Annotated in this window: 18 protein-coding genes; 9 read left to right on the top strand and 9 right to left on the bottom strand. The window is 65.7% G+C overall.

The window, feature by feature from the left end; translation table 11 throughout:
• Positions 1–493 precede the first annotated feature (493 nt).
• A complete protein-coding gene (gene ppc / locus P0R31_RS07860; RefSeq protein ID WP_275513572.1) occupies positions 494–3,292 on the top strand; it encodes a phosphoenolpyruvate carboxylase in 2,799 nt (932 codons plus the stop codon).
• A gap of 69 nt (positions 3,293–3,361) precedes the next feature.
• Here the strand turns inward: ppc and P0R31_RS07855 are convergent, their stop codons facing one another.
• From P0R31_RS07855 to P0R31_RS07845, 3 genes are all read right to left on the bottom strand, one after another.
• Complete coding sequence (locus P0R31_RS07855; protein WP_275513571.1) at positions 3,362–4,276, bottom strand: SDR family NAD(P)-dependent oxidoreductase; 915 nt, start codon at positions 4,274–4,276, stop codon at positions 3,362–3,364.
• Positions 4,277–4,413: 137 nt separating this feature from the next.
• Positions 4,414–5,553 (bottom strand): thiolase C-terminal domain-containing protein, encoded by a 1,140-nt coding sequence (locus tag P0R31_RS07850; RefSeq protein WP_275513570.1) that lies wholly within the window; start codon positions 5,551–5,553, stop codon positions 4,414–4,416.
• Between the two features lie 4 nt (positions 5,554–5,557).
• Positions 5,558–5,971, bottom strand: coding sequence for a Zn-ribbon domain-containing OB-fold protein (locus P0R31_RS07845; RefSeq protein ID WP_188102081.1), 414 nt, complete (start codon positions 5,969–5,971; stop codon positions 5,558–5,560).
• 187 nt (positions 5,972–6,158) lie between these two features.
• Here P0R31_RS07845 and P0R31_RS07840 point away from each other — a divergent pair, with 187 nt between their 5' ends.
• The 5 genes from P0R31_RS07840 to P0R31_RS07820 all read left to right on the top strand — a co-directional run bounded on the left by P0R31_RS07840 (position 6,159) and on the right by P0R31_RS07820 (position 11,170).
• The gene (locus P0R31_RS07840; RefSeq protein WP_275513569.1) at positions 6,159–7,508 is read left to right on the top strand and encodes an amidase; all 1,350 of its coding nucleotides are present in this window, start codon (positions 6,159–6,161) and stop codon (positions 7,506–7,508) included.
• Entirely contained in the window at positions 7,501–8,187 is a 687-nt protein-coding gene (locus P0R31_RS07835) for a DUF2848 domain-containing protein (RefSeq protein WP_275513568.1), read from the top strand. Before P0R31_RS07840 ends, P0R31_RS07835 begins: the two co-directional genes overlap by 8 nt.
• A gap of 278 nt (positions 8,188–8,465) precedes the next feature.
• On the top strand, positions 8,466–9,212 hold the full coding sequence (locus tag P0R31_RS07830) for a 2OG-Fe(II) oxygenase (RefSeq protein ID WP_275513567.1): 747 nt from the start codon (positions 8,466–8,468) through the stop codon (positions 9,210–9,212).
• Positions 9,213–9,221: 9 nt separating this feature from the next.
• Entirely contained in the window at positions 9,222–9,875 is a 654-nt protein-coding gene (alkB, locus tag P0R31_RS07825) for a DNA oxidative demethylase AlkB (RefSeq protein ID WP_275513566.1), read from the top strand.
• Between the two features lie 53 nt (positions 9,876–9,928).
• A complete protein-coding gene (locus P0R31_RS07820; protein ID WP_275513565.1) occupies positions 9,929–11,170 on the top strand; it encodes an MFS transporter in 1,242 nt (413 codons plus the stop codon).
• Here the strand turns inward: P0R31_RS07820 and P0R31_RS07815 are convergent.
• The 6 genes from P0R31_RS07815 to hpaH all read right to left on the bottom strand — a co-directional run bounded on the left by P0R31_RS07815 (position 11,148) and on the right by hpaH (position 17,550).
• Entirely contained in the window at positions 11,148–12,773 is a 1,626-nt protein-coding gene (locus P0R31_RS07815) for a thiamine pyrophosphate-dependent enzyme (protein WP_275513564.1), read from the bottom strand. The two genes, P0R31_RS07820 and P0R31_RS07815, sit on opposite strands and share 23 nt — an antisense overlap.
• A 25-nt stretch (positions 12,774–12,798) precedes the next feature.
• A complete protein-coding gene (locus P0R31_RS07810; protein WP_275513563.1) occupies positions 12,799–13,668 on the bottom strand; it encodes a fumarylacetoacetate hydrolase family protein in 870 nt (289 codons plus the stop codon).
• Complete coding sequence (hpaD, locus tag P0R31_RS07805; protein WP_275513562.1) at positions 13,668–14,651, bottom strand: 3,4-dihydroxyphenylacetate 2,3-dioxygenase; 984 nt, start codon at positions 14,649–14,651, stop codon at positions 13,668–13,670. Before hpaD ends, P0R31_RS07810 begins: the two co-directional genes overlap by 1 nt.
• A 134-nt stretch (positions 14,652–14,785) precedes the next feature.
• Positions 14,786–16,324, bottom strand: coding sequence for a 5-carboxymethyl-2-hydroxymuconate semialdehyde dehydrogenase (gene hpaE / locus P0R31_RS07800; protein WP_275513561.1), 1,539 nt, complete (start codon positions 16,322–16,324; stop codon positions 14,786–14,788).
• Positions 16,317–16,715, bottom strand: a complete 399-nt coding sequence (locus tag P0R31_RS07795; RefSeq protein ID WP_275513560.1) for a 5-carboxymethyl-2-hydroxymuconate Delta-isomerase — start codon at positions 16,713–16,715, stop codon at positions 16,317–16,319. Before P0R31_RS07795 ends, hpaE begins: the two co-directional genes overlap by 8 nt.
• 28 nt (positions 16,716–16,743) lie before the next feature.
• Positions 16,744–17,550: a 2-oxo-hept-4-ene-1,7-dioate hydratase gene (gene hpaH / locus P0R31_RS07790; protein ID WP_275513559.1), complete on the bottom strand. Its 807-nt coding sequence runs from the start codon at positions 17,548–17,550 to the stop codon at positions 16,744–16,746.
• A 111-nt stretch (positions 17,551–17,661) separates the two neighbouring features.
• Between hpaH and hpaR the strand changes: the two genes are divergently transcribed.
• From hpaR to P0R31_RS07775, 3 genes are all read left to right on the top strand, one after another.
• Entirely contained in the window at positions 17,662–18,180 is a 519-nt protein-coding gene (gene hpaR / locus P0R31_RS07785) for a homoprotocatechuate degradation operon regulator HpaR (RefSeq protein WP_275513558.1), read from the top strand.
• A gap of 114 nt (positions 18,181–18,294) precedes the next feature.
• Positions 18,295–19,071, top strand: coding sequence for an HpcH/HpaI aldolase family protein (locus tag P0R31_RS07780; RefSeq protein ID WP_128262697.1), 777 nt, complete (start codon positions 18,295–18,297; stop codon positions 19,069–19,071).
• Between the two features lie 174 nt (positions 19,072–19,245).
• Positions 19,246–20,769, top strand: a complete 1,524-nt coding sequence (locus P0R31_RS07775; protein WP_275513557.1) for a UxaA family hydrolase — start codon at positions 19,246–19,248, stop codon at positions 20,767–20,769.
• Positions 20,770–20,804 lie beyond the last annotated feature (35 nt).

Raw genomic sequence — 20,804 nt, 5'->3', positions numbered from 1 at the left:
ACGCGCGAGCTTCCGACTGTCCGGGGAGGGACGTCCGCGGACGGCAAAAGCGTGTGGTCCTGACGCCCGGGGTCTGTGCGTCAAGGCTTGCGGTGGTGAAGCGGCCCGACCGGGTGCGCGCATCAGTGATCCGCAAGGCGACGGGGGCAATAGTGCATCGCTCCCCGGGGAGAGCGCGCCATAAGCCGTAAAACCATTGCGCAGGGAAGGCCGGGATGTTCCGGCATCACCTGTGGTCAAATCCGCGTGCGTCTTGTCGCGTGCGGACCTTGGGTGCCGGCTGGCGCCCTGCCTTCCCTGCGCCCTTGCTTCTCGATGAGGGCGAAACGGACAGCAAAACTTCGGGCGCCTGCGCCGCGAGCTCGACAAACTGTGTCCTGCCACGTAGTCGCCGCCTGCCGCACCGCCCCCAACTTCACCTTGCACTGCGGTAGAAAAATAGCGCACACTCCGCCGGACCGGGCCGCCAAGGGCGCGAGCAGGGGAGCGAGCCATGTCCCTCCAGACCGTATCATCCGACGCCAGTGAGCAGCGCCCCAACCGCCCTGAGGATGTCCAGGCGATGGAGGCCGATGCCCGGCTGCGGGACGACATCCGCCTGCTCGGGCGCATTCTCGGCGACACCGTGCGCGATCAGGAGGGAGCCGAATTGTTCGACCTGGTCGAGCGTATCCGCCAAACCTCGATCCGGTTCCACCGCGACGAGGACCGGCTCGCCCGCCGCGAGCTCGAGCAGATCCTCGACAGCATGTCGATCTCCGAGACGGTGCGCATCGTCCGCGCCTTCAGCTATTTCTCGCACCTTGCCAACATCGCCGAGGACCAGAACAACATTCGACAGATGCGCGCGCGCGCGGCGGCCAAGAATGGCGGCTCCGGCGTGCTGGCGGAGACTCTGGCGCACGCCAAGACGGCGGGCATCGGCCCCGACCAGCTCCGCAGCTTCTTCAAGTCCGCGCTGGTCAGCCCGGTCCTGACCGCGCACCCGACCGAGGTCCGCCGCAAGAGCACCATGGACCGCGAGATGGAGATCGCAGCCCTGCTCGACCGACGCGAGCGCGTCGCCATGACCGCGGAGGAGGCGGCTGCCAGCGACGAGCAGCTCCGCCGCGAGGTGCTGACGCTGTGGCAGACCAATCTCTTGCGCCGGACCAAGCTCACCGTGCTGGATGAGGTCGCCAACGGCCTGTCGTTCTACGACTACACCTTCCTGCGCGAGGTGCCGCGGCTCATCAACGCGCTGGAGGACCGGCTGGAGGAGGGCGGCGAGCAGGCGGCCGGCGAGCTCGCCTCGTTCCTGCGCATGGGCAGCTGGATCGGCGGCGACCGTGACGGCAACCCCTTCGTCACCGCCGACGTGATGCGCGGCACGCTGCGGCTGCAGTCGAGCCGGGTGATGCAATTCTATCTGAACGAGCTGCACGTGCTCGGCGCGGAGCTGTCGATCGCGGCCCATCTCGCCGACGTCTCGGAGGAGCTGCGCAACTTGGCGGAACGCTCGCCGGATACCTCGCCGCACCGGAGCGGCGAGCCCTATCGCCTCGCGGTATCAGGCATCTATGCCCGTCTCACGGCAACGGCTGAAAAGCTCGAAGTCGAGATCACGCGCCGGCCGGTCGGCAAAGCGGCGCCTTACGAGAGCGTCAGGGAGTTGCTGGCCGATCTCGACGTGCTGCACCGCTCGCTGATCTCCAACAACGCCCGCGTCATCGCCCGCGGTCGGCTGCGGCTATTGCGCCGCGCGGTGGATTGCTTCGGTTTTCACTTGGCCCGGCTCGATATCCGCCAGAACTCGGCCATCCACGAGCGCACCATCGCTGAGCTGATCGACGCCGCCAATCCCGGCATGTCCTATCTGGCGCTCGGCGAGGACGCCCGCATCTCGCTGCTGACCAACGAATTGCGCTCGACGCGCGCGCTGGTCTCGCCCTTCGTCAAATACAGCGATGAGACCATGGGCGAGCTCAACGTGTTCCATGCCGCCGCGGAAGCGCATGCGAAATTCGGCTCGGACGCCATTCCCCAATGCATCATCTCGATGTGCAAGGGCATGTCGGACATGCTCGAGGTCGCCGTGCTCCTGAAGGAGGTCGGCCTCGTCCATCCCTCCGGCCGCAGCGCCATCAACATCGTGCCGCTGTTCGAGACCATCGAAGACTTGCAGGCTTCGAGCAGCATCATGGACCGCATGCTGTCGTTGCACGATTACCGCCGGCTCGTCGACAGCCGCGGCAGCGTGCAGGAGGTCATGCTTGGGTACTCCGACAGCAACAAGGACGGCGGCTTCGTCACCTCGGGCTGGGAGCTCTACAAGGCCGAGATCGGCCTCGTCGAAGTGTTCGAGCGGCACCATGTGCGCTTACGCCTGTTCCACGGCCGCGGCGGCTCCGTGGGGCGCGGCGGCGGGCCGAGCTATGACGCGATCATCGCGCAGCCCGGCGGCGCCGTGAACGGCCAGATCCGCATCACCGAGCAGGGCGAGATCATCTCGTCGAAATATTCCAACACAGAGGTCGGCCGCAACAATCTGGAAATCCTCGCCGCGGCGACGCTGGAGGCAAGTCTGCTGCATCCGCGCCAGAGCGCGCCGCGCCGCGAATATCTGACCGCGATGGACGAATTGTCGAACCTCGCCTTCAAGGCCTATCGCGGCCTCGTCTACGAGACCGAAGGCTTCGTCGACTACTTCTGGTCGTCGACCGTCATCAACGAGATCGCCACGCTCAACATCGGCAGCCGTCCGGCCTCGCGCAAGAAGACCCGGGCGATCGAGGATCTGCGCGCGATTCCCTGGGTGTTCTCCTGGGCACAATGCCGCCTGATGCTGCCGGGCTGGTACGGTTTTGGCAGCGCGGTCGAGCAGTGGATCGCGGAGCATCCAGAGCAGGGCATGCCGTTCCTGAAAGAGCTCTACAAGGAATGGCCGTTCTTCCGCATGTTGCTGTCGAACATGGACATGGTGCTGGCCAAGAGCTCGATCGCGATCGCCTCGCGCTATGCCGAGCTGGTGCCGGACGAAGCCTTGCGTGAGAAGATCTTCGGCCGCATCCGCCGCGAATGGCATTCCTGTATCGAGACACTGCTCGACATCATGGGCCAGGACCGGCTGCTCCAGGGCAACCCGCTGCTAGAGCGTTCCGTGCGCCACCGCTTCCCCTATCTCGATCCGCTCAACCACGTGCAGGTCGAGCTCTTGAAGGAGCATCGCGCGCAGAACCCGGACGAGCAGGTGCTGCGCGGGATTCAGCTGACGATCAACGGCATCTCGGCGGGGTTGAGGAATACGGGGTAGAGCGAGTTGGGAATGGCGAGTAGCGAATAGAACCCCTATTCGCCATTCGCCACTCACCATTCGGGCAATTTACACCGGATCCCAGGTGAAGATGTCGGCCGAACGATCCAGCTTGTAGAACGAGCCCTTCAGCGCCGGCATGCCGTGTTCCGCGATCGACTGCGGAGTCCAGCCTTCGTTCCGCTGCACTGAGCGGATCGGACGGTTCTGGCTGAACAGGAAGATCTCGTTCATGCGCACGCCAAAGATCTGGCCGGTGACGTCCTTGGCGGAATCGCCGAGCAGATAGCCGCAGAGCGGCGCGATCTTCTCCGGGCCCATCTGCTTGATCTTCTCGACGCGCGCCTTCTCAGCGTCGGTCTCGGTCGGGATGGTGCCGATCATGCGGGTCCAGGCGAACGGCGAGACGCAGTTGGAGCGGACGTTGAAGCGGCCCATGTCGAGCGCGATCGACTTCGACAGCCCGACGATGCCGAGCTTGGCCGCCGCGTAATTGGCTTGGCCGAAATTGCCGATCAGGCCGGAGGTCGAGGTGAAGTGTACGAACGAGCCCGACTCCTGCTCGCGGAAGATGCGTGCCGCGGCGTGGCTGACGTAGAACGAGCCCATCAGATGCACCTTGATGACGGCCTCGAATGCCTCCACGCTCATCTTGTGGAAGATCATGTCGCGCAGGATGCCCGCATTGTTGACGACGCCGTCGAGCCGGCCGAAATGATCGGTCGCGGTCTTCACGATCTTGCTGGCGGGAATAGCTTCCGCGACGCTCTCGAAATTGGCGACCGCCGTGCCGCCGCGCTTCTTGATCTCCTCGACCACCTCCTCGGCGGGCGCCGCGTTCGCGCCCGCGCCGTCGGCGGCCCCGCCGGGATCGTTGACGACGACCTTGGCGCCCTCGGCCGCACACAGAAGCGCAATCTCGCGCCCGATGCCGCGGCCTGCGCCGGTGACGATGATGACCTTGTCCTGCAGTGATTTTGTCATGTGGGCCTCTCTATGTTGTCTCCATCGCCGCGTCTAACTCAGCTTGTCATGCGCGGGCTTGACCCGCGCATCCATCTTCAGACGAAGATGGATTGCCGGGTCAAGCCCGGCAATGACGGCTGGGTATTGCCGCGCCGCTACCTCTCGTTCGTAAACACGATCGTGCCGCTCGCGGCGAACATGCCGCCGACGCCGTGGCACACCGAAATCTTCGCGTTCGGCACCTGAGCCGGCGCGATCCCGCGCATCTGGCGCACGCTCTCCTGCAGCGCGTACATTCCGTACATGCCCGAATGCATGTAGCTCAATCCGCCGCCGTTGGTGTTGAGCGGCAGCTTGCCGCCCGGCCTCGTGTTGCCGTCTGCGATGAACTTGCCCGTCTCCTCATAGGGCATGAAGCCGAGATCGCCGAGGCCGAACAGCGGCAGATGCGCGAACGCGTCGTAGATCATGAGATGGTCGACGTCGTTGTGCGCGATGCCGGCCTCCTTGAACGCCAGCGGCCCGGCCGTCTTGAACGCACGCGAGGAGTTGAACGTCTCCATCTGGCTGACCATCGGCGTTTCCACGCTCTCGCCGGTGCCCATGATGTAGACCGGCTTGCGCGGAAAATCCCTGGCGCGCTCGGCCGAGGTCAGGATCAGCGCGCCGCCGCCGTCGGTGACGAGGCAGCACTGCAGAAGCCGGAACGGATAGGCGATCATGCGGGAGTTCAGGACATCGGCGACCGTGATCGGGTCCTTCATCATCGCGCGCGGATTCTTCGCCGCCCATTCCCGCTGCACCACCGCAACCGAAGCAAGCTGCTCGTGGGTGATGCCGTAGGTCTTCATGAAGCGCAGCACGGGAATCGGGAACATGCTGGGCGGGCCGTAGACGCCGAAAGGAGCCTCGAACTGGCCGTTGAGGCTGTCGGCCGGCGTCGAGCGCGGCAATTTGCCGATCATCGACTTGCCGCTCTCGGCATGGGTGATCAGCACGGTCTTGCAGAGACCCGCCTCGATCGCCGCCGCCGCGTGGCGGACGTGCAGCATGAAGGAGCAGCCGCCGACCGAGGTGCCGTCCACCCAGGTCGGCTTGATGCCGAGATAGTGGCAGACCTGCTGCGGTGTCTCAACCGCGGTGGCAAAGCCGTCGATGTCGGACAGCTTCAGCCCGGCGTCGGCAATGGCGTTGAGCGCGGCATCCGCATGCAGCTGGAGCTGCGAGGCGTTCGGGATGACGCCGAGCTCGGTGGTCTCGGCCGCGCCGACGACGGCAACCTGGTTCTTGCGCATGGCCTTACCCCTTCGCCGGGCGGAAGACGGGGAGGGCGATCTTGTCGTCGAGCTCCTGGAACGCGACCTCGAGCTTCATGTCGAGTTCGAGCGCCTCGGGGGTCTGCGGGCAGTCGATGATGTTGCTCATCATCCGCGGGCCCTCGTCGAGCTCGACCACCGCGATGGCGTAAGGCGGCGTGAAGCCGGGCGCGGCCGGACGATGGTTGATCACGTAGCTGTAGAGAAAGCCCTTGCCGCTGGCCTTGAAGACGCTGACCTTGCGCGAGGCGCAGGAGGGGCAGAACGGGCGCGGCGGGAAGTAGACATGGGCGCAGGCATCGCAGCGCTGCAGGCGCAATTCGCCGGCCTTGGTGCCGTCCCAGAAGTGCTGGGTCTCCGGCGTCGGTTTCGGTCGCGCGCGCTGCGGTTCGGCCATGTTGGCGGCTCCTCCCAAGAGACTCCGAGCGACAGGCCTCGCGCCCGCCGGTTTCGAACTTGATGCGACAATCGACCATGGCGCGTCAACGGTCCAGCAATGCGCATGCATGCCATCATGCGCACAATGCTTGTGTCGAGCTGAGCCAGCGCTATAGATTGCGCGCGAAATATTCCGTGAGACAGACATGCCCGATTTTCCGACACTGGCGCAGCTCGCCGAAGACCTCGAAAGCGGCCGCACCACCTCCCGCAAGTTGGTCGAGGCCTGCCTCGCCAGGATCGCCGATCCCGCCGGCGAGGGCCAGCGCGCCTTCATCCATGTCGACAAGGACGCCGCGCTCGCGGCCGCCGATGCGATGGATGGCTTGCGCAAGGCCAAGGCGGCGCCGTCGCGCTATGCCGGCATCCCGATCTCGATCAAGGATCTGTTCGACATCAAGGGCCAGGTGACGCGCGCCGGCTCGCGCGCGCTCGACGACTCAGCCCCGGCCGAGCACGATGCCGCGACGGTGGCGCGGCTGCGCGCGGCCGGCTTCGTCGTCATCGGCCGCACCAACATGACCGAGTTCGCCTATTCGGGCATCGGCATCAATCCGCATTATGGTACGCCGAAGGGGGCCTGGAACCGGTCCGAAGGCCACGTGCCCGGCGGCTCGTCCGCCGGCGCGGCGGTGTCCGTGCTCGACGGCATGGCGCATGGCGCGCTCGGCACCGACACCGGCGGCTCCTGCCGGATTCCGGCCGCCTTCAACGGCATCGTCGGCTACAAGCCGACGCAGCGGCGCGTGCCGCTCGACGGCTCGGTGCCGCTGTCGTTCTCGCTCGACAGCATCGGGCCGCTGGCGCGATCGGTCAGCTGCTGTGCCATACTCGATGCCGTGCTCGCGGGCGAGCCGATCGTCGCCTTGAGGCCGCGGCCGATCCAGGGCATGCGCCTTGCGGTGCCCACCACGATCGCGCTCGATGACCTCGACGCGGAGGTGGCCAAGACCTTCGAGCGCGCGCTGAAGACGCTGTCCGATCACGGTGCCATCGTCGAGCGTATCGAGATGGCGGAGTTCCACGACGTCGGCCCGATGAACGCCAAGGGCGGCTTTGCCGCGTCCGAAAGCTATGCCTGGCACCGCTATCTCATCACGGCCAAGGGCGACGTCTACGATCCCAGGGTCGCGGTGCGCATTATGCGCGGCGAGGCGCAGAGCGCGGCCGACTACATCGACCTGCTTAACGAACGCCGCTCGCTGATCGCGCGTGTCAACGCGCGCATCGCGCCCTATGATGCCCTGGTGCTGCCGACCACGCCCAACACACCGCCGAAGATCGCCGACCTCGCCGACGATCAGGCATTCACCCGCGAGAACATCCGCGCCTTGCGCAATTGCAGCCTGATCAACCTGATCGACGGTTGCGCCATCTCGCTGCCCTGTCATCGCGAAGGCGACGTTCCCGTCGGCCTGATGCTGGCGGGCGCAGGCGGCTCCGACCGCCGTATCTTCGAGCTTGCTGCCGGCATGGAGGCCGTCATTCGTGTTTGATCTCACTTTCACCGTCGACGCCCAGGACACCACCACGCCGCTGACGCTGGCGATCGACCAGCTGGTTATCGCTGGCTGGACCGGCCGCGACACGGTCGCGCGCGACAAGCACATCAAAGAGCTGGAGGAGATGGGCATCGCCCGCCCGGCCTCGACGCCGATCTATTACCGCGCCTCGGCGCGGCGGCTGACCCAGGAGGACAGCATCGAATGCACCGGCGGCGATTCTAGCGGCGAGGTCGAGTTCGTGCTGATCGGCTGGCAGGGCCGCATCTTCGTCGGCTGCGGCTCCGATCACACCGACCGCAGGGTCGAGGCCTACAACGTCACGGTCTCCAAGCAGATGTGCGACAAGCCGATCGCCTCGACGCTCTGGGAGCTCGAGGACGTCATCGGCCATTGGGACAGGATGATCCTGCGCTCCTACGCCACCATCAAGGGCGAGCGCGTGCTCTACCAGGAAGGCACGCTCGATGCGATGCTGCCGGTCACCGAGCTCATCGCGCGCGGCTTTGACGGCGGCAAGTTCCCCGACGGCTGCGCCATGTTCGGCGGCACCTTCGCCGCCAAGGGCGGCATCCGCCCGGCCGACCGCTTCGACTTCGAGCTGGAAGACCCCGTGCTGAAGCGGACCATCAGGCATGGCTACGACGTGGTGACCCTGCCGGTGAGGGGCTGAATCCTCTCCGCGTCATTGCGAGCGAAGCGAAGCAATCCAGACTGGTTCCGCGGCGGGACTCTGGATTGCTTCGTCGCAAGGGCTTTTCGCAATGACGGGGGAGACGATCATCGGAAATCGGGTGGCCGTAGCGCTGGCGATTTGCCACACCCACATCCGTCATTCCGGGGCGCGACGAAGTCGCGAGCCCGGAATCCATAACCACGATCGGGAGTATGGATTCCGGGCTCGCGCCAAGTGGCGCGCCCCGGAATGACGGATGTGGATTGGATATCCCTATGGCCACTGCCAAACGTGTTGCCGCACCAGACTCTGGAGCCGACCTCGCCGCCCACGTCGATGCCCTCGACTGGCCGCAGATCGCCGCCGAGCTCGACGCCCAGGGCTGCGCCGTCCTGAAGAACCTGCTGACGCCCGACCAGTGCCGCGCCATCGCCGCGCTCTACCCGGACGATGCGCGCTTCCGCAGCCGCATCGTCATGGGCCGCCACGGCTTTGGCCGCGGCGAGTACAAGTACTTCGCCTATCCGCTGCCCGATCTGATCGCGCAGCTCCGCCCGGCGCTCTATGCGCACCTTCAAGCCGTCGCCAACCGCTGGAACGAGGCGATGGGCATCGACATCCGCTATCCCGCCGCACACGCGGCGTTCCTGAAGCGCTGCCACGACGCCGGGCAGGCGCGGCCGACGCCCCTGCTGCTGCAATATGAGGCCGGCGACTACAATTGCCTGCACCAGGACCTCTATGGCGAGCACGTGTTCCCGCTCCAGGTCGCGATCCTGCTGTCCGAGCCCGGACGCGATTTCACCGGTGGCGAGTTCGTGCTGACCGAGCAGCGCCCGCGCATGCAGTCGCGGGCCGAGGTGGTGCCGCTGGCACAGGGCGATGCGGTCGCCTTCGCTGTGCATCATCGTCCGGTGCAGGGGACACGCGGCACCTACCGCGTTAATCTCCGCCACGGCGTCAGCCGGATCAGGTCCGGCCAGCGCCACACGCTGGGTGTGATTTTTCACGATGCCAAATGAGCGGATCCGTTGACGGCTGATTTGTTCGATAGCGTCGCCGAAGCCCAACCGTCGTGCGAAAACATCGCCGATGGGGCCGTGCTGCTGCGCGGCTTCGTCAAGCCGATCGAGAGCGAGCTGATCGACGCCGTGCGCGCCATCGTGGCGCAGTCGCCGTTCCGGCGGATGACGACGCCGGGCGGCCATCTGATGTCGGTGGCGATGACCAATTGCGGCGAGCGCGGCTGGATCACCGATCACACCGGCTATCGCTACGACCCGATCGATCCGCGCACCGGTGCGCCATGGCCGGCGATGCCGCCGCTGCTCCGCGATCTCGCCCGCCGCGCCGCGGAGCAGGGCGGCTTTGATGGCTTTGCCCCCGATGCCTGCCTCGTCAACCGCTACGAGCCGGGCACGCGGCTGTCGCTGCATCAGGACAAGGACGAGCTGGACTATTCCGCGCCGATCGTCTCGGTCTCGCTCGGCCTGCCCGCGACCTTCCTGTTCGGCGGCCTCGCGCGCAATGACAAGCCGCGTCGCTTCCGGCTCGTCCATGGCGACGTCGTGGTCTGGGGCGGGGCCAGCAGGCTCGCCTATCACGGCGTCGCGCCGCTCGCCGACGGCGAGCATCCGCTGTTGGGAAAGAAGCGGATCAATCTGACCTTCCGCAGGACGCGCTGACGCGTTTCCTCGCAGCCCTGCCTCGTCTAAGCTTGGGGCGGGGAGGCGGCAGTATGACGACCACACAGGGCGCGGCCGGCACGGGCACGGCGAACCGCACGGGGCTTTATCTCGCGGGCCTGCAATTGGTGTTCACGCTGGGCTGGACGACCTACGTCGTCTACCTGCCAAAGCTGGCTGCCGAGGTCGGCATCGCGCCGTCCGCCGTGATCCTCATCCTGATGCTGGATCAGGCGATCTTCACCATTGCCGATACCGCGATGGGAATCGCCGCCGACAAGCTCGCGCCCCATGTCGGCAGGCTCGGCCTGTTCGTCGCCCTCGTGAGCGCGATCTCCTGCGGCGCCTTCGTCGCGCTGCCCTTCGTTGCCGCAGCCGGCGCGGCGGCGCAGGGCTGGTTCATCGCGCTGATCGTGATCTGGTCGATCACGTCATCGGCGCTCCGCGCTCCGCCGCTGACCTTGCTCGGCAAGTACCGCGCCAAGCCGCAGGTGCCGTTCCTCGCCGCGCTCGCCATGCTCGGCTACGGCATCGCCGGGGCGGTTTCGCCCTATCTCGGGGTGGTGCTGCGCGAGCACGATGCGCGGTTGCCCTTCGTGATCTCCAGCGCGGTGCTGCTCCTGACTGCGCTCGGGATGTCGCGCATCGAGCATGACGTGGCACGCGACACCGTGCCGCCCGCACCGGACGAAAGGGCAAAACCGCTCGGTCTCGTTCCGATCGCCTTCATCGTCGCGATGATCGCGCTCGCCCTCGGCTACCAGCTGCACTTTGCCATGAACAGCGCGCCGTCCTATCTGCGCTTTGCTGCTCCCGGCGACCTGCAATGGCTGATGCCGGTATTCTGGATCGGCTTCAACATCGCAATGTTTCCGGCAAGCCTGGTCGTCAAGCATCGTGGCGGCCTCGTCGTGATGGGCGTCGCCGGCCTGTTCGGTGCGGTGGCGATTGCGGCGGCCGAATTCGCCGGCAACCTCAACACGCTGATCGCCGCGCAATTTCTCGCCGGAGCCGCGTGGGGCTGCATGCTGATGAGCGCGGTCTCGGCTGCGCTCGCGATCGGCTCGACCGGCGCGGAAGGCAAGGTCACGGGCCTCGTCTTCTCGGCGCTCGCCCTCGGCACCTTCGCACGGATGGCGGCGGTTGCCGGCGGCCTGCAGAAGATGCCGGAATACGCGCCGCCGCTGCATTGGGCGCCGGTCGCCTGCTGGTCGGTCGCAGGCGCGGGTCTGCTGGTGATTGCAGCCGCGCGGCTGCAGGGAAGGTCCGGCCTCAAGGCTTCGGCGGGTGAATGAAGGTCCACGGGCTGACTTCGGAATCCCTGGGCACCTCGACGGAAATCAGCACCGGCCCGCCGTGGCCGAGCGCCTTCTCCATCGCCGCCTTGAACTGCTCCGGTGCAGTGACGCGCGCAGCAGTCACGCCAAAGGACTCCGCGAGCTTGACGAAATCCGGATTGACGAGATCGGAGGCCACTACGCGGCCGTCGAAGCGCTCGCGCTGGTCGCGGCGGACGTTGCCGTAAGCATTGTTGTTGAACACCAGCGTCACCACGCCGATGTTGAACTGCACGGCGGTGGCAAGCTCCTGCACGCCGAACATGAAGCCGCCGTCCCCGGTGATGGCCACCACCGGCTTGTCGGGATTGGCGACCTTGGCGCCGAGCGCGGTCGGAAAGCCCGAGCCGAGCGTGCCCTGGTAGCCCGAGGTGATGAAGGTGCGCGGCTCATACACAGGAAAGCCGTACCAGGAGGCGAAGCCGACCTGCGATAGCTCATCGGTGACGATCGCGTTCGCCGGCAGCACCTCGCGCAGGATGTTGAGATAGGCCATCTGCGGCTGGACCCGCTGGATCTCGGCTTGCGCGGCCGCGGTGGCCTCGCGGATCGCGCCGCGCCGTCCGGAGGTTTTGCTGTAGCCGGCTTTGCGCACGGCGGCGGCGAGATCGCGGGTCGCGGCCTTGGCATCGGCGACGACCGCGGTGTCGGACGAGAATCGCCGCATCTCGACCGGATCGATGTCGATGCGGATGCTCTTCAGGCCAGCGGGCCGATACGGCCAGCGCGACATGGTCGGCAGCTCCAGCCGCGTACCGATGCCGATCATGAGATCGGTATTCGGCCAAAGCCTGTAGGCCGCGGCCATGGTGAGCCCGAGCTCGTGCGCGTTGGAGACGATGCCGCGGCCGCTGCGGAAGGCGACCACGGGCGCATCGATCATCTCGGCGAGCTCGAGGATTTCCTCACCCGCTTCGATCGCGCCGCTGCCGACGAAGATCATCGGCGCCTTGCTGGTCCTGATGAGCGTCGCCGCCTGCTTGATCATATCAGGATCGGGCTGCGGCGCCGGCAGCGGCTCCAGCACCTTGAAAGGCGCCGCGTCGGCGCGCTGCGTGAAGACGTCCCAGGGCATCTCGACCGAGGCGGGGCCGCGCCGTCCCGACATCATTTCCTGGAACGCGCGCGCGACGATCGTAGGCGCATCGCCCGGATATTCGATGCGCTCGGCCCATTTCACGTAGGTGCGCAAGGTCGCGAGCTGGTCCGGCATCTCATGCAGATGGCCGCGACCTTTGCCGAGAAACTGCGTCGGCACCTGCCCGGTGACGCACAGCACCGGCTCGTTGCAACCGAAGGCGGTGAGCAGCGCGGCGCTGGCATTGAGCACGCCCGGGCCGGGTACCACGCTGAACACGCCGGGCCGGCCGCTGGAGCGCGCATAGCCGAATGCCATGTAGCCGCAGGCCTGCTCGTGCCGCGCGCCGATCACCTTGAGCTGGGCCTGGTGGAAGGCGTCGAACAGGCCGTAGACCTGCGCGCCGGGCAGGCCGAACACGGTGTCGACGCCGTGGGCGACAAGCCCGCTTACGATCGCTTCGCCGCCGGTGAGGCTGGTCATTTGGCTATTCCATTTCGCTTGTTGTTCAGGCTTCGTCGATCACGCCGTTGCTCAAGCGTCCGATCCCCTCGGCCTCGATCTCGACGATGTCGCCGGGCTTCAGATATCGCGGCGGATCGAACCGCGCACCCGCGCCGGTCGGCGTGCCCGTGACGATGATATCGCCGGGGACTAGGGTTGCGAAGGTCGAGATATAGTTCAAGAGATAGCGGAACGGAAACATCAGCCGGCTGGTGCGATCGTCCTGTCTGAGCTCGCCGTTGACATGCGTGGTGAGCCTGATGTCCGCGATCTGCGATTCCGATGTGTAGGGCACGAGCCACGGGCCGAGGCTGCCGCTGGAATCGAAGTTCTTGCCCTGCGTCACGTTGAACTTGGCGTGGCGCAGCCAGTCGCGCACCGAGCCCTCGTTGCAGAGCGTGAGCGCGGCGATGTGATCGAGCGCGGCGCTTTCCGGAATGTGCCGGCCTGGCTTGCCGATCACCAGCACGATCTCGCCCTCATAGTCGAGCTGCGCCGAGGCGCGCGGGCGCACCAGCGGCGTGTCGTGCCCGACGAAGGAGCGGGGCGAGCGCATGAACATGCTCGGATATTTCGGCGCCTCCTGGCCGTCCTTGTATTCGGCGTTGCGGTCGGGATAGTTGACGCCGATGCAGATGATCTTCTCCGGCGCGGGGACCGGCGGCAGCCAGGTGATCTCAGTGAGCGCGTGATCGGGTTTGCGACCGGCAGCCTCTTCGGCAAAGCTGATGAGCTTGCCGGCGGCGATCACCTCGCGCAGCGTGGGATAGTCTCTTGCATGACGCGCGGAGAGATCGACGATGCCGCCCTCCAGGACGGCGCCGTAGCTGACATCCCCCTTGACGGAATAGGTGGCGAGACGAGGCAGCTTCATCAGTCCGCCACCAGTACATCGGCCACGAATTTCGGCTCGCGCACGGCCTGCCCCGTGAACGGTGAGCCCTGCTCGAACCAGGACCGCGGGGCAGGAGCGCCCCACAGCGTCTGACGGCGCGGATCGCGCAGCGACCAGCGCAACGGCTCGTGGTCGTGATCGCCCGTAAAATAGTCGCTGGTGTAGAGTTCGAGGCGGTGTCCGTCGGGATCGCGCACATAGAGGAAGAACGCGTTCGAGATGCCGTGGCGTCCTGGCCCGCGTTCGATGCTCTTCACAAAACCTTGCGAAGCCATGACGTCGCAGAGATGGATGATGTTCATTGCCGTCGGTGTCCAGTAGGCGAAGTGATGGAGGCGCGGGCCCTTGCCGTTGGTGATGGCAAAATCGTGGACGTTGCCCTTGCGATGCATCCAGGCCGCCGCAATGCGCCCGTTCGGCCCGTCCTCCTCGGCATATTCGGTGAGGCGAAAGCCGAGCCGGGCGTAGAATTCGATCGTGTCCTGCACTTCGGCCGCGAAGACGTTGAAATGATCCAGCCGCTGCGGATGGCAGCCCCGGTAGAGGTCGTAGCGGCGCAAGAGGTGCGGCCGCCGCTCCATCGCCGCGTAGAGCTCGATTCTAAAGCCGAAGGGATCGGTGAATTGCAGCGTGCGGCCCTGGAACGGCTGGTCGACGAAGGCGTAGGCGAGGCCGTTCTCGGACAGGAACGCGGCGGCCTTGTCGAGATCTTTGTCGTTGCCGACCTTGAACCCGAGCCGGGCGCAAGCCGGCACCGCGGCCTTGCGCAGCACCAGCGAGTGATGCTGGTGCTCCTCGGCCGCGCGCAGGTACACGACCTCGTCGTCAGAATCCTCGACATGCAGGCCGACAACGGTCTCATAGAACTCGCGGCTCAGCTTCAGATCGGTGACGTCGAGCACGACATGGCTGGAGCGGATGATGTTGAACGGCGGTTCGAAGACATGTTGCGGTACCGGCATGTGCGTTTCCCCTCTCTCGGCTTCGTCATTCCGGGGCGTGCGAAGCACGAACCCGGAATCCATTCATCCACCAACTCTGCTGCTCGATGGATTCCGGGTTCGGCTCTTCGAGCCGCCCCGGAATTACACCGCCGCTAAATTCCCAGCTTCTGAATCTTGTGCGTGCCCCGCGCCAGCGAGACGTGCTTGGTTTCCATGTAGAAGTCGAACGAGTAATCGCCGCCGTCGCGGCCGATGCCTGAAGCCTTCATGCCCCCGAACGGCGTCGGCAGATGGCGGACGTTTTCCGAGTTCAGCCAGATCATGCCGGCTTCCAGTGCATCGGCAACGCGCAGTGCGCGTCCCATGTCATTGGTCCAGACATAGCCGGTGAGGCCATAGCGGATGTCGTTGGCGATCTCGATCGCGTCCGCCTCGTCGCGGAACGGCAGCACGGTGAGGAACGGCCCGAACACTTCTTCCTGCGCCACGCGCATCTTGCCATGCGCGCCGGTGACCAAGGTGGGCTCGACATAATGCCCGCCGCCGGGGCCGTCATAGGCCTTGCCGCCGACTGCAATGGTGGCGCCGTCCTGGCGCGCCACGTCGAAATAGGAGCAGACCTTTGCCAGATGCCGCTCATGGATCAGCGGCCCGATCTCGGTGGCGGGATCGAGGGGGTGGCCGACCTTTAGCGCCTTCACGCGCGCGGTCAGCTTCTCCACGAATTCTTTCGCGATGCCCTGCTGGATCAGCAGGCGGCTCGAAGAGGTGCAGCGCTCGCCATTGAGCGAGTAGATCATGAACACGACGGCATCGAGCGCGCGATCGAGATCGGCGTCGTCGAACACGATCACCGGGTTCTTGCCGCCGAGCTCGAAATGCACGCGCTTCAGCGTGGGCGCGCCCTGCATCATGATGGCCGAGCCGGTCGCGCTCTCGCCGACGAAGCCGATCGCCTTGATGGCGGGATGCTCGGTCAAAGCCTTGCCGGCTTCCTCGCCGAAACCGTGCACGGTGTTGAGCACGCCGTCGGGAACGCCGGCTTCCTTGACGAGCCTTCCCAGAATGGAGGCCGTCACCGGCGACCATTCAGCCGGCTTGTGCACGACGGTGCAGCCGGCCGCCAGGGCAGGGGCGATCTTCCAGGTCGAGAGCATGAACGGCGTATTCCATGGCGTGATCACGCCGACCGGGCCGATCGGCACGCGAGTCGAGATGTTCCAGTGCTCGTCGCTCGGGGTATTGAGGCCGTCGCGTGCCTCGGCGCATTTGTCGGCGAAGAAGCGGAAATTCTCGGCGGCGCGGATCGCGGCCTTGGCCATGAAGCGATAGGCCTGGCCGGTGTCGATGCATTCGAGCACTGCGATGTCGTCGGCATTGTCCTCGATCGCGTCGGCCACCCGATGCAGCAGCTTCTTCCGCATCGCCGGCCCCATGTCGCGCCAGGACTTGAAGGCGAGCGCTGCTGCGGTCGCGGCAGCGTCGATATCCTCGGCATTGCCCCGCGCGACGCTGGCGAGCACGGCGCCATCGACCGGCGACCTGGTCTCGAACGTCTCGCCCGAGATCGAGGCGACGGTCTTGCCGTCGATCATGTGGCCGATACCGTCCGCTTGCAGCTTCTTCAGCAGCGGCGCGAGGCGGTCGCGGTTGGCCTGGAACAGATCGGCTTTCGGCGTGGGCTTATCCATGAGCGGCCTCCGCTTTCAGGGCGTCGTGAATGTTGTTGCGCTTCCAACTGGTGTCCTTGTCGTTGATCTGCATGTCGAACGACAGGGCGAACTTGCTGGCGGCGAAGACGGGATCGAGGTGTCGCGAGAGCGCCTGGAAGACGTGCTCGCCGGCCTTCTGGCGGGTGGGAAGGTCGCGCCCCTCGCCGATGCGCAGCACCATGTCGAGGAAACCGTAATCGTTGCGTGCATCCGCAATCGCATAATGCTCGCACCTGACAGCGCGAACACGGATGCCGCCGAGCGGGAAGATGCCGGTCTCGACGGCTGCCTTGCGCACGACCTCGCACACCGCGGCGATGTCGAGACGGCCGTCGAGATTGGCCGAATATTCGATGGTGAAATGCGGCATCGCGGTTTCACTCCCTGTCTTCTTCCGCCTAGGCGAAGTAGCAGCTCACCGAGCCGTAGGCGCCATAATCGGCCTGGATTGTGTCGCCCTTGCGGGTCTCGATCGGACGGATGAACGAGCCGGCGAGCACGACCTGGCCAGGCTCGAGCGCCAGCCCAAGCGGGGCGATCTTGTTGGCGAGCCAGGCGACGGCGGTGGCGGGATGGTTGAGCACGCCGGCGGCAAGGCCGGTCTCTTCCAGCTGGCCGTTCTTGAAGCAGAGCGCACCGATCCAGCGCAGGTCGGCATCCAGCGGACGGATCGGCCGCCCCCCGAGCACGATGCCGGCATTCGCTGCATTGTCGGCGATGGTGTCGAAAATCTTTCGCGTCGCCTTGGTCCTGGAATCGACGCGCTCGATCCGCGTATCCAAAATCTCCAGCGCCGGCACCACGAAGTCGGTGGCGTTGAGCACGTCGAAGATCGTGCAGTCGGGCCCTGAAAGGCGCTTGCTCATGACGAAGGCGAGCTCGGCCTCGACGCGCGTGGCGATGAAACGCTCGGTCGGTACCAATCCGCCATCGGCGAAGAACATGTCGTCGAGCAGCACGCCCGAATCCGGCTCGTCGATGCCAAGCGCGCTCTGCATCGCCTTCGAAGTGAGGCCGATCTTGTGGCCTTTGACCACGCGCCCCTCGGCGATCTTGACGTCGACCCAGGCCTTCTGAATCGCGTAGGCATCCGCGATGCTGATGTCTGGGAAGTCTTGCGAAAGCTGCCGGATCTGCGTGCGGGTCTTCTCCGCCTGATGCAGACGCCTTGCACAAGCTTGGATATCGTCGTTGGAAAGCGCCATTTGTGATCTTACAAATCGTGGTGCCGCGAGATACTTAACATGTTAAGTGAATGCGTCAAACACAAATTCGGCTTGCTGCACTGCAAACGTTTTGCGGCTTGAAAGGGCGTCATGACGAAGAAATCCGCCGATCCCGCCAACGGTCACCCGCCGGCCGCGCGCCAGGTGCCGATGCGCGATTTCTCGCGCTCGCTGCCGATGTCGCTGCTGCGGGCCCGGGAAGCGGTGATGCGGCAGTTTCGTCCCTCGCTGCGCGAGCACGGCCTGACCGAGCAGCAATGGCGTATCCTGCGGGCGCTGGCGGCGATCGAGGCGGTCGAGGTCACGGAACTCGCGCGCACCGCGTTCCTGCTCGGGCCGAGCCTGTCGCGCATCCTGCGCGACCTCGAGGCGCGCAACCTGATCGAGCGCAAGACGGCGAAAGCGGATCAGCGCCGCAGCATGGTCTCGATCTCGAAGGAGGGGCTGAAGCTGATGGCCTCTGTCGCGCCGACCTCGGAAGCGATCTATGCCGAGATCACGCGGCGCTTCGGCGCCCGCAAGCTCGCCGAATTGCAGGACATGCTCGGCGAGCTCGAACGGAGCCTTGCGGGGCTCGGCGGCGCGGATGAGACAATAGCCGGGGAGTGAAACCAGATATGCGCGCGTGCGCGGCGAGAGCCATGGACATTCACGCTTTTTTTCGCTCAAAGTGCGCCCAACCCGATCCGCGGCGAGTGAGAGCAACAGGGAAGGAAAGGCAACGTGGCGAATAAAGTCAAAGAGATCTGGAAGTCGGGCAAGGCGGTCGTCAACGCCTGGCTTGCCATCCCCTCCGGCTTCTCGGCCGAGATGATCGCGCAATGCGGCTTCGACAGCGTCACGGTCGACATGCAGCACGGCGTGCAGGACTATCTGTCGATGGTGCAATGCTTCCAGGCCATGGACAAGCATCCGGTTACCCCGATGGTCCGCGTGCCCTGGAACGAGCCCGGCATCATCGGCAAGGTGCTCGACGGCGGTGCCTATGGCGTGATCTGCCCGATGGTCAACACCCCGCAGGAAGCCCGGAACCTGGTCTCCTATGCGAAATATCCGCCCAAGGGCGTGCGCTCCAACGGTCCGATCCGCGCCGGCATGTACGGCACCGCGGGCTCCTATCAGAAGACGGCCAACGACGAGATCGTGCTGCTGCCGATGATGGAGACGCGGACCGCCGTCGAGAATATGGAAGCGATCCTCGACGTCGAAGGCATTGACGGCGTCTATATCGGCCCGTCCGATCTCGGCTTCTCCTACGGCCTCGAGCCCAAGCTCGACCGCAGCGAGCCCGAGATCCTCGCGATCTACGAGAAGATCATCAAGGAGTGCGGCAAGCGCGGCCTCAACCCGGGCATCCATTGCAGCGGCGCCGAAGGCGCAGCGCGTGCGATCAACATGGGCTTCAAGCTGGTGACGCTGTCCAACGAAGTCGGACTGATGACGACCTACGCCAAGATGCAGGTGAACGCGACCCGCAAGGATTCGGGCGGCAAAGCCTGAGCTCTTTCCCTCTCCCCGTTCTTACGGGGAGAGGGTCAGGGTGAGGGGCCTCTCTCAACACGACTAAATCTAACGATTGAGCGCGCGGCTTGCCCCTCACCCGGATCGCTGTGCGATCCGACCTCTCCCCGTAAGAACGGGGAGAGGTGAAGTAAGAGACCCAAGGAGACTCCCATGACCATCAGCCCCGTCATCCGCCTGCATCCCGATGATGGCGTGGTGATCGCGCGCGCGAGCCTGCCGCCGGGAACATTGGTCGCCGACGGCGTGACCACGGTCGATCGCATTCCCTCCGGCCACAAGGTCGCGATCAAGCCGATCGCGGCAGGCGAGCCGATCAGGCGCTACGGTCAGATCATCGGCTTTGCCACGCAAGCCATCGCGCCGGGCCAGCACGTGCACGTGCAGAATTGCGGCATGGGTGATTTCGCCAAGGACTACGCCTATTGCGCCGACGTCAAGCCGACGCCGAATTTCGACCTGCCGGCGACCTTCGAAGGCATCCGCCGTCCGGACGGCCGCGTCGCCACGCGCAATTATATCGGCATCCTCACCTCGGTGAATTGCAGCGCGCATGTCGCCAGCCTCGTCGCCGACGTCTTCAAGAAGAATCCTTTCACCGGCGACAATCCGCTCGCCGACTTCCCCAACGTCGACGGCGTCGTCGCGCTGACCCACAAGACCGGCTGCGGCATGACGCAGAACGAGCCGCTGGCGCTGCTCCGCCGCACCCTCGGCGGCTATGCGCGCCACGTCAATTTCTCCCACGTCATCGTGCTCGGTCTCGGCTGCGAGGTGAACCAGATCGGCGGCCTGATGGAAGAGCAGAAGCTCGCCGGCCGCCTGCGTGCGATGGACATCCAGGAGGTCGGAGGCACCCGCAAGACGGTCGAGGCCGGCATCGCCTTCGTGCGCGAGGCGCTGACTGACGCCAATAAGGTCCAGCGCGAGACGGTGCCGGCGAGCGAGCTCACCGTGGCGCTGCAATGCGGCGGCTCGGACGGCTATTCCGGCGTATCGGCCAACCCTGCGCTGGGCGCGGCCAGCGACCTCATCGTGCGCCACGGCGGCACCGTGATCCTGTCGGAGACGCCGGAGACCTATGGCGCCGAGCATCTGCTCACCCGCCGCGCCGTCAGCCGCGAGGTCGGCGAGAAGCTGGTCGACCTGATGCGCTGGTGGGACGAATACACGACGCGCGAAGGCGCCGAGATGAACGCCAATCCGAGCCCTGGCAACAAGGCCGGTGGCCTCACCACCATCCTGGAGAAGTCGCTCGGCGCGATGGCCAAGGCCGGCACCACCAACCTCGTCGAGGTGCTGCGCTATGCCGAGCCCGTCACCAAGAAGGGCTTCGTGTTCATGGACACGCCCGGCTACGATCCGGTAGCTGCGACCGGGCAGGTCGCCGGTGGCGCCAATCTCGTCTGCTTCACCACGGGCCGCGGCAGCGTGTTCGGCTGCAAGCCGGCGCCCTCGATCAAGCTCGCCACCAACACGCCCATGTACAAGCGCATGGAAGAGGACATGGACGTCAATTGCGGCACCATCCTCGAAGGCGAGGAGAGCGTCGAACAATGCGGCCAGCGGATCTTCGAGTTGATCTTGAAGACTGCCTCGGGGCAGCCGACCAAGAGCGAGAGCTTTGACTTCGGCGGCGCCGAGTTCGCGCCCTGGGTGCTGGGCGCGACGATGTAGTCGCGCCGCGCGCACGGCGCAATCGCAACGCAGTC

Source organism: Bradyrhizobium yuanmingense (assembly GCF_029167105.1).
GTDB lineage: Bacteria > Pseudomonadota > Alphaproteobacteria > Rhizobiales > Xanthobacteraceae > Bradyrhizobium > Bradyrhizobium yuanmingense_A.
Note: the sequence above shows the minus strand (reverse complement) of the source record. Positions and strands in the feature narration are given on the sequence as shown.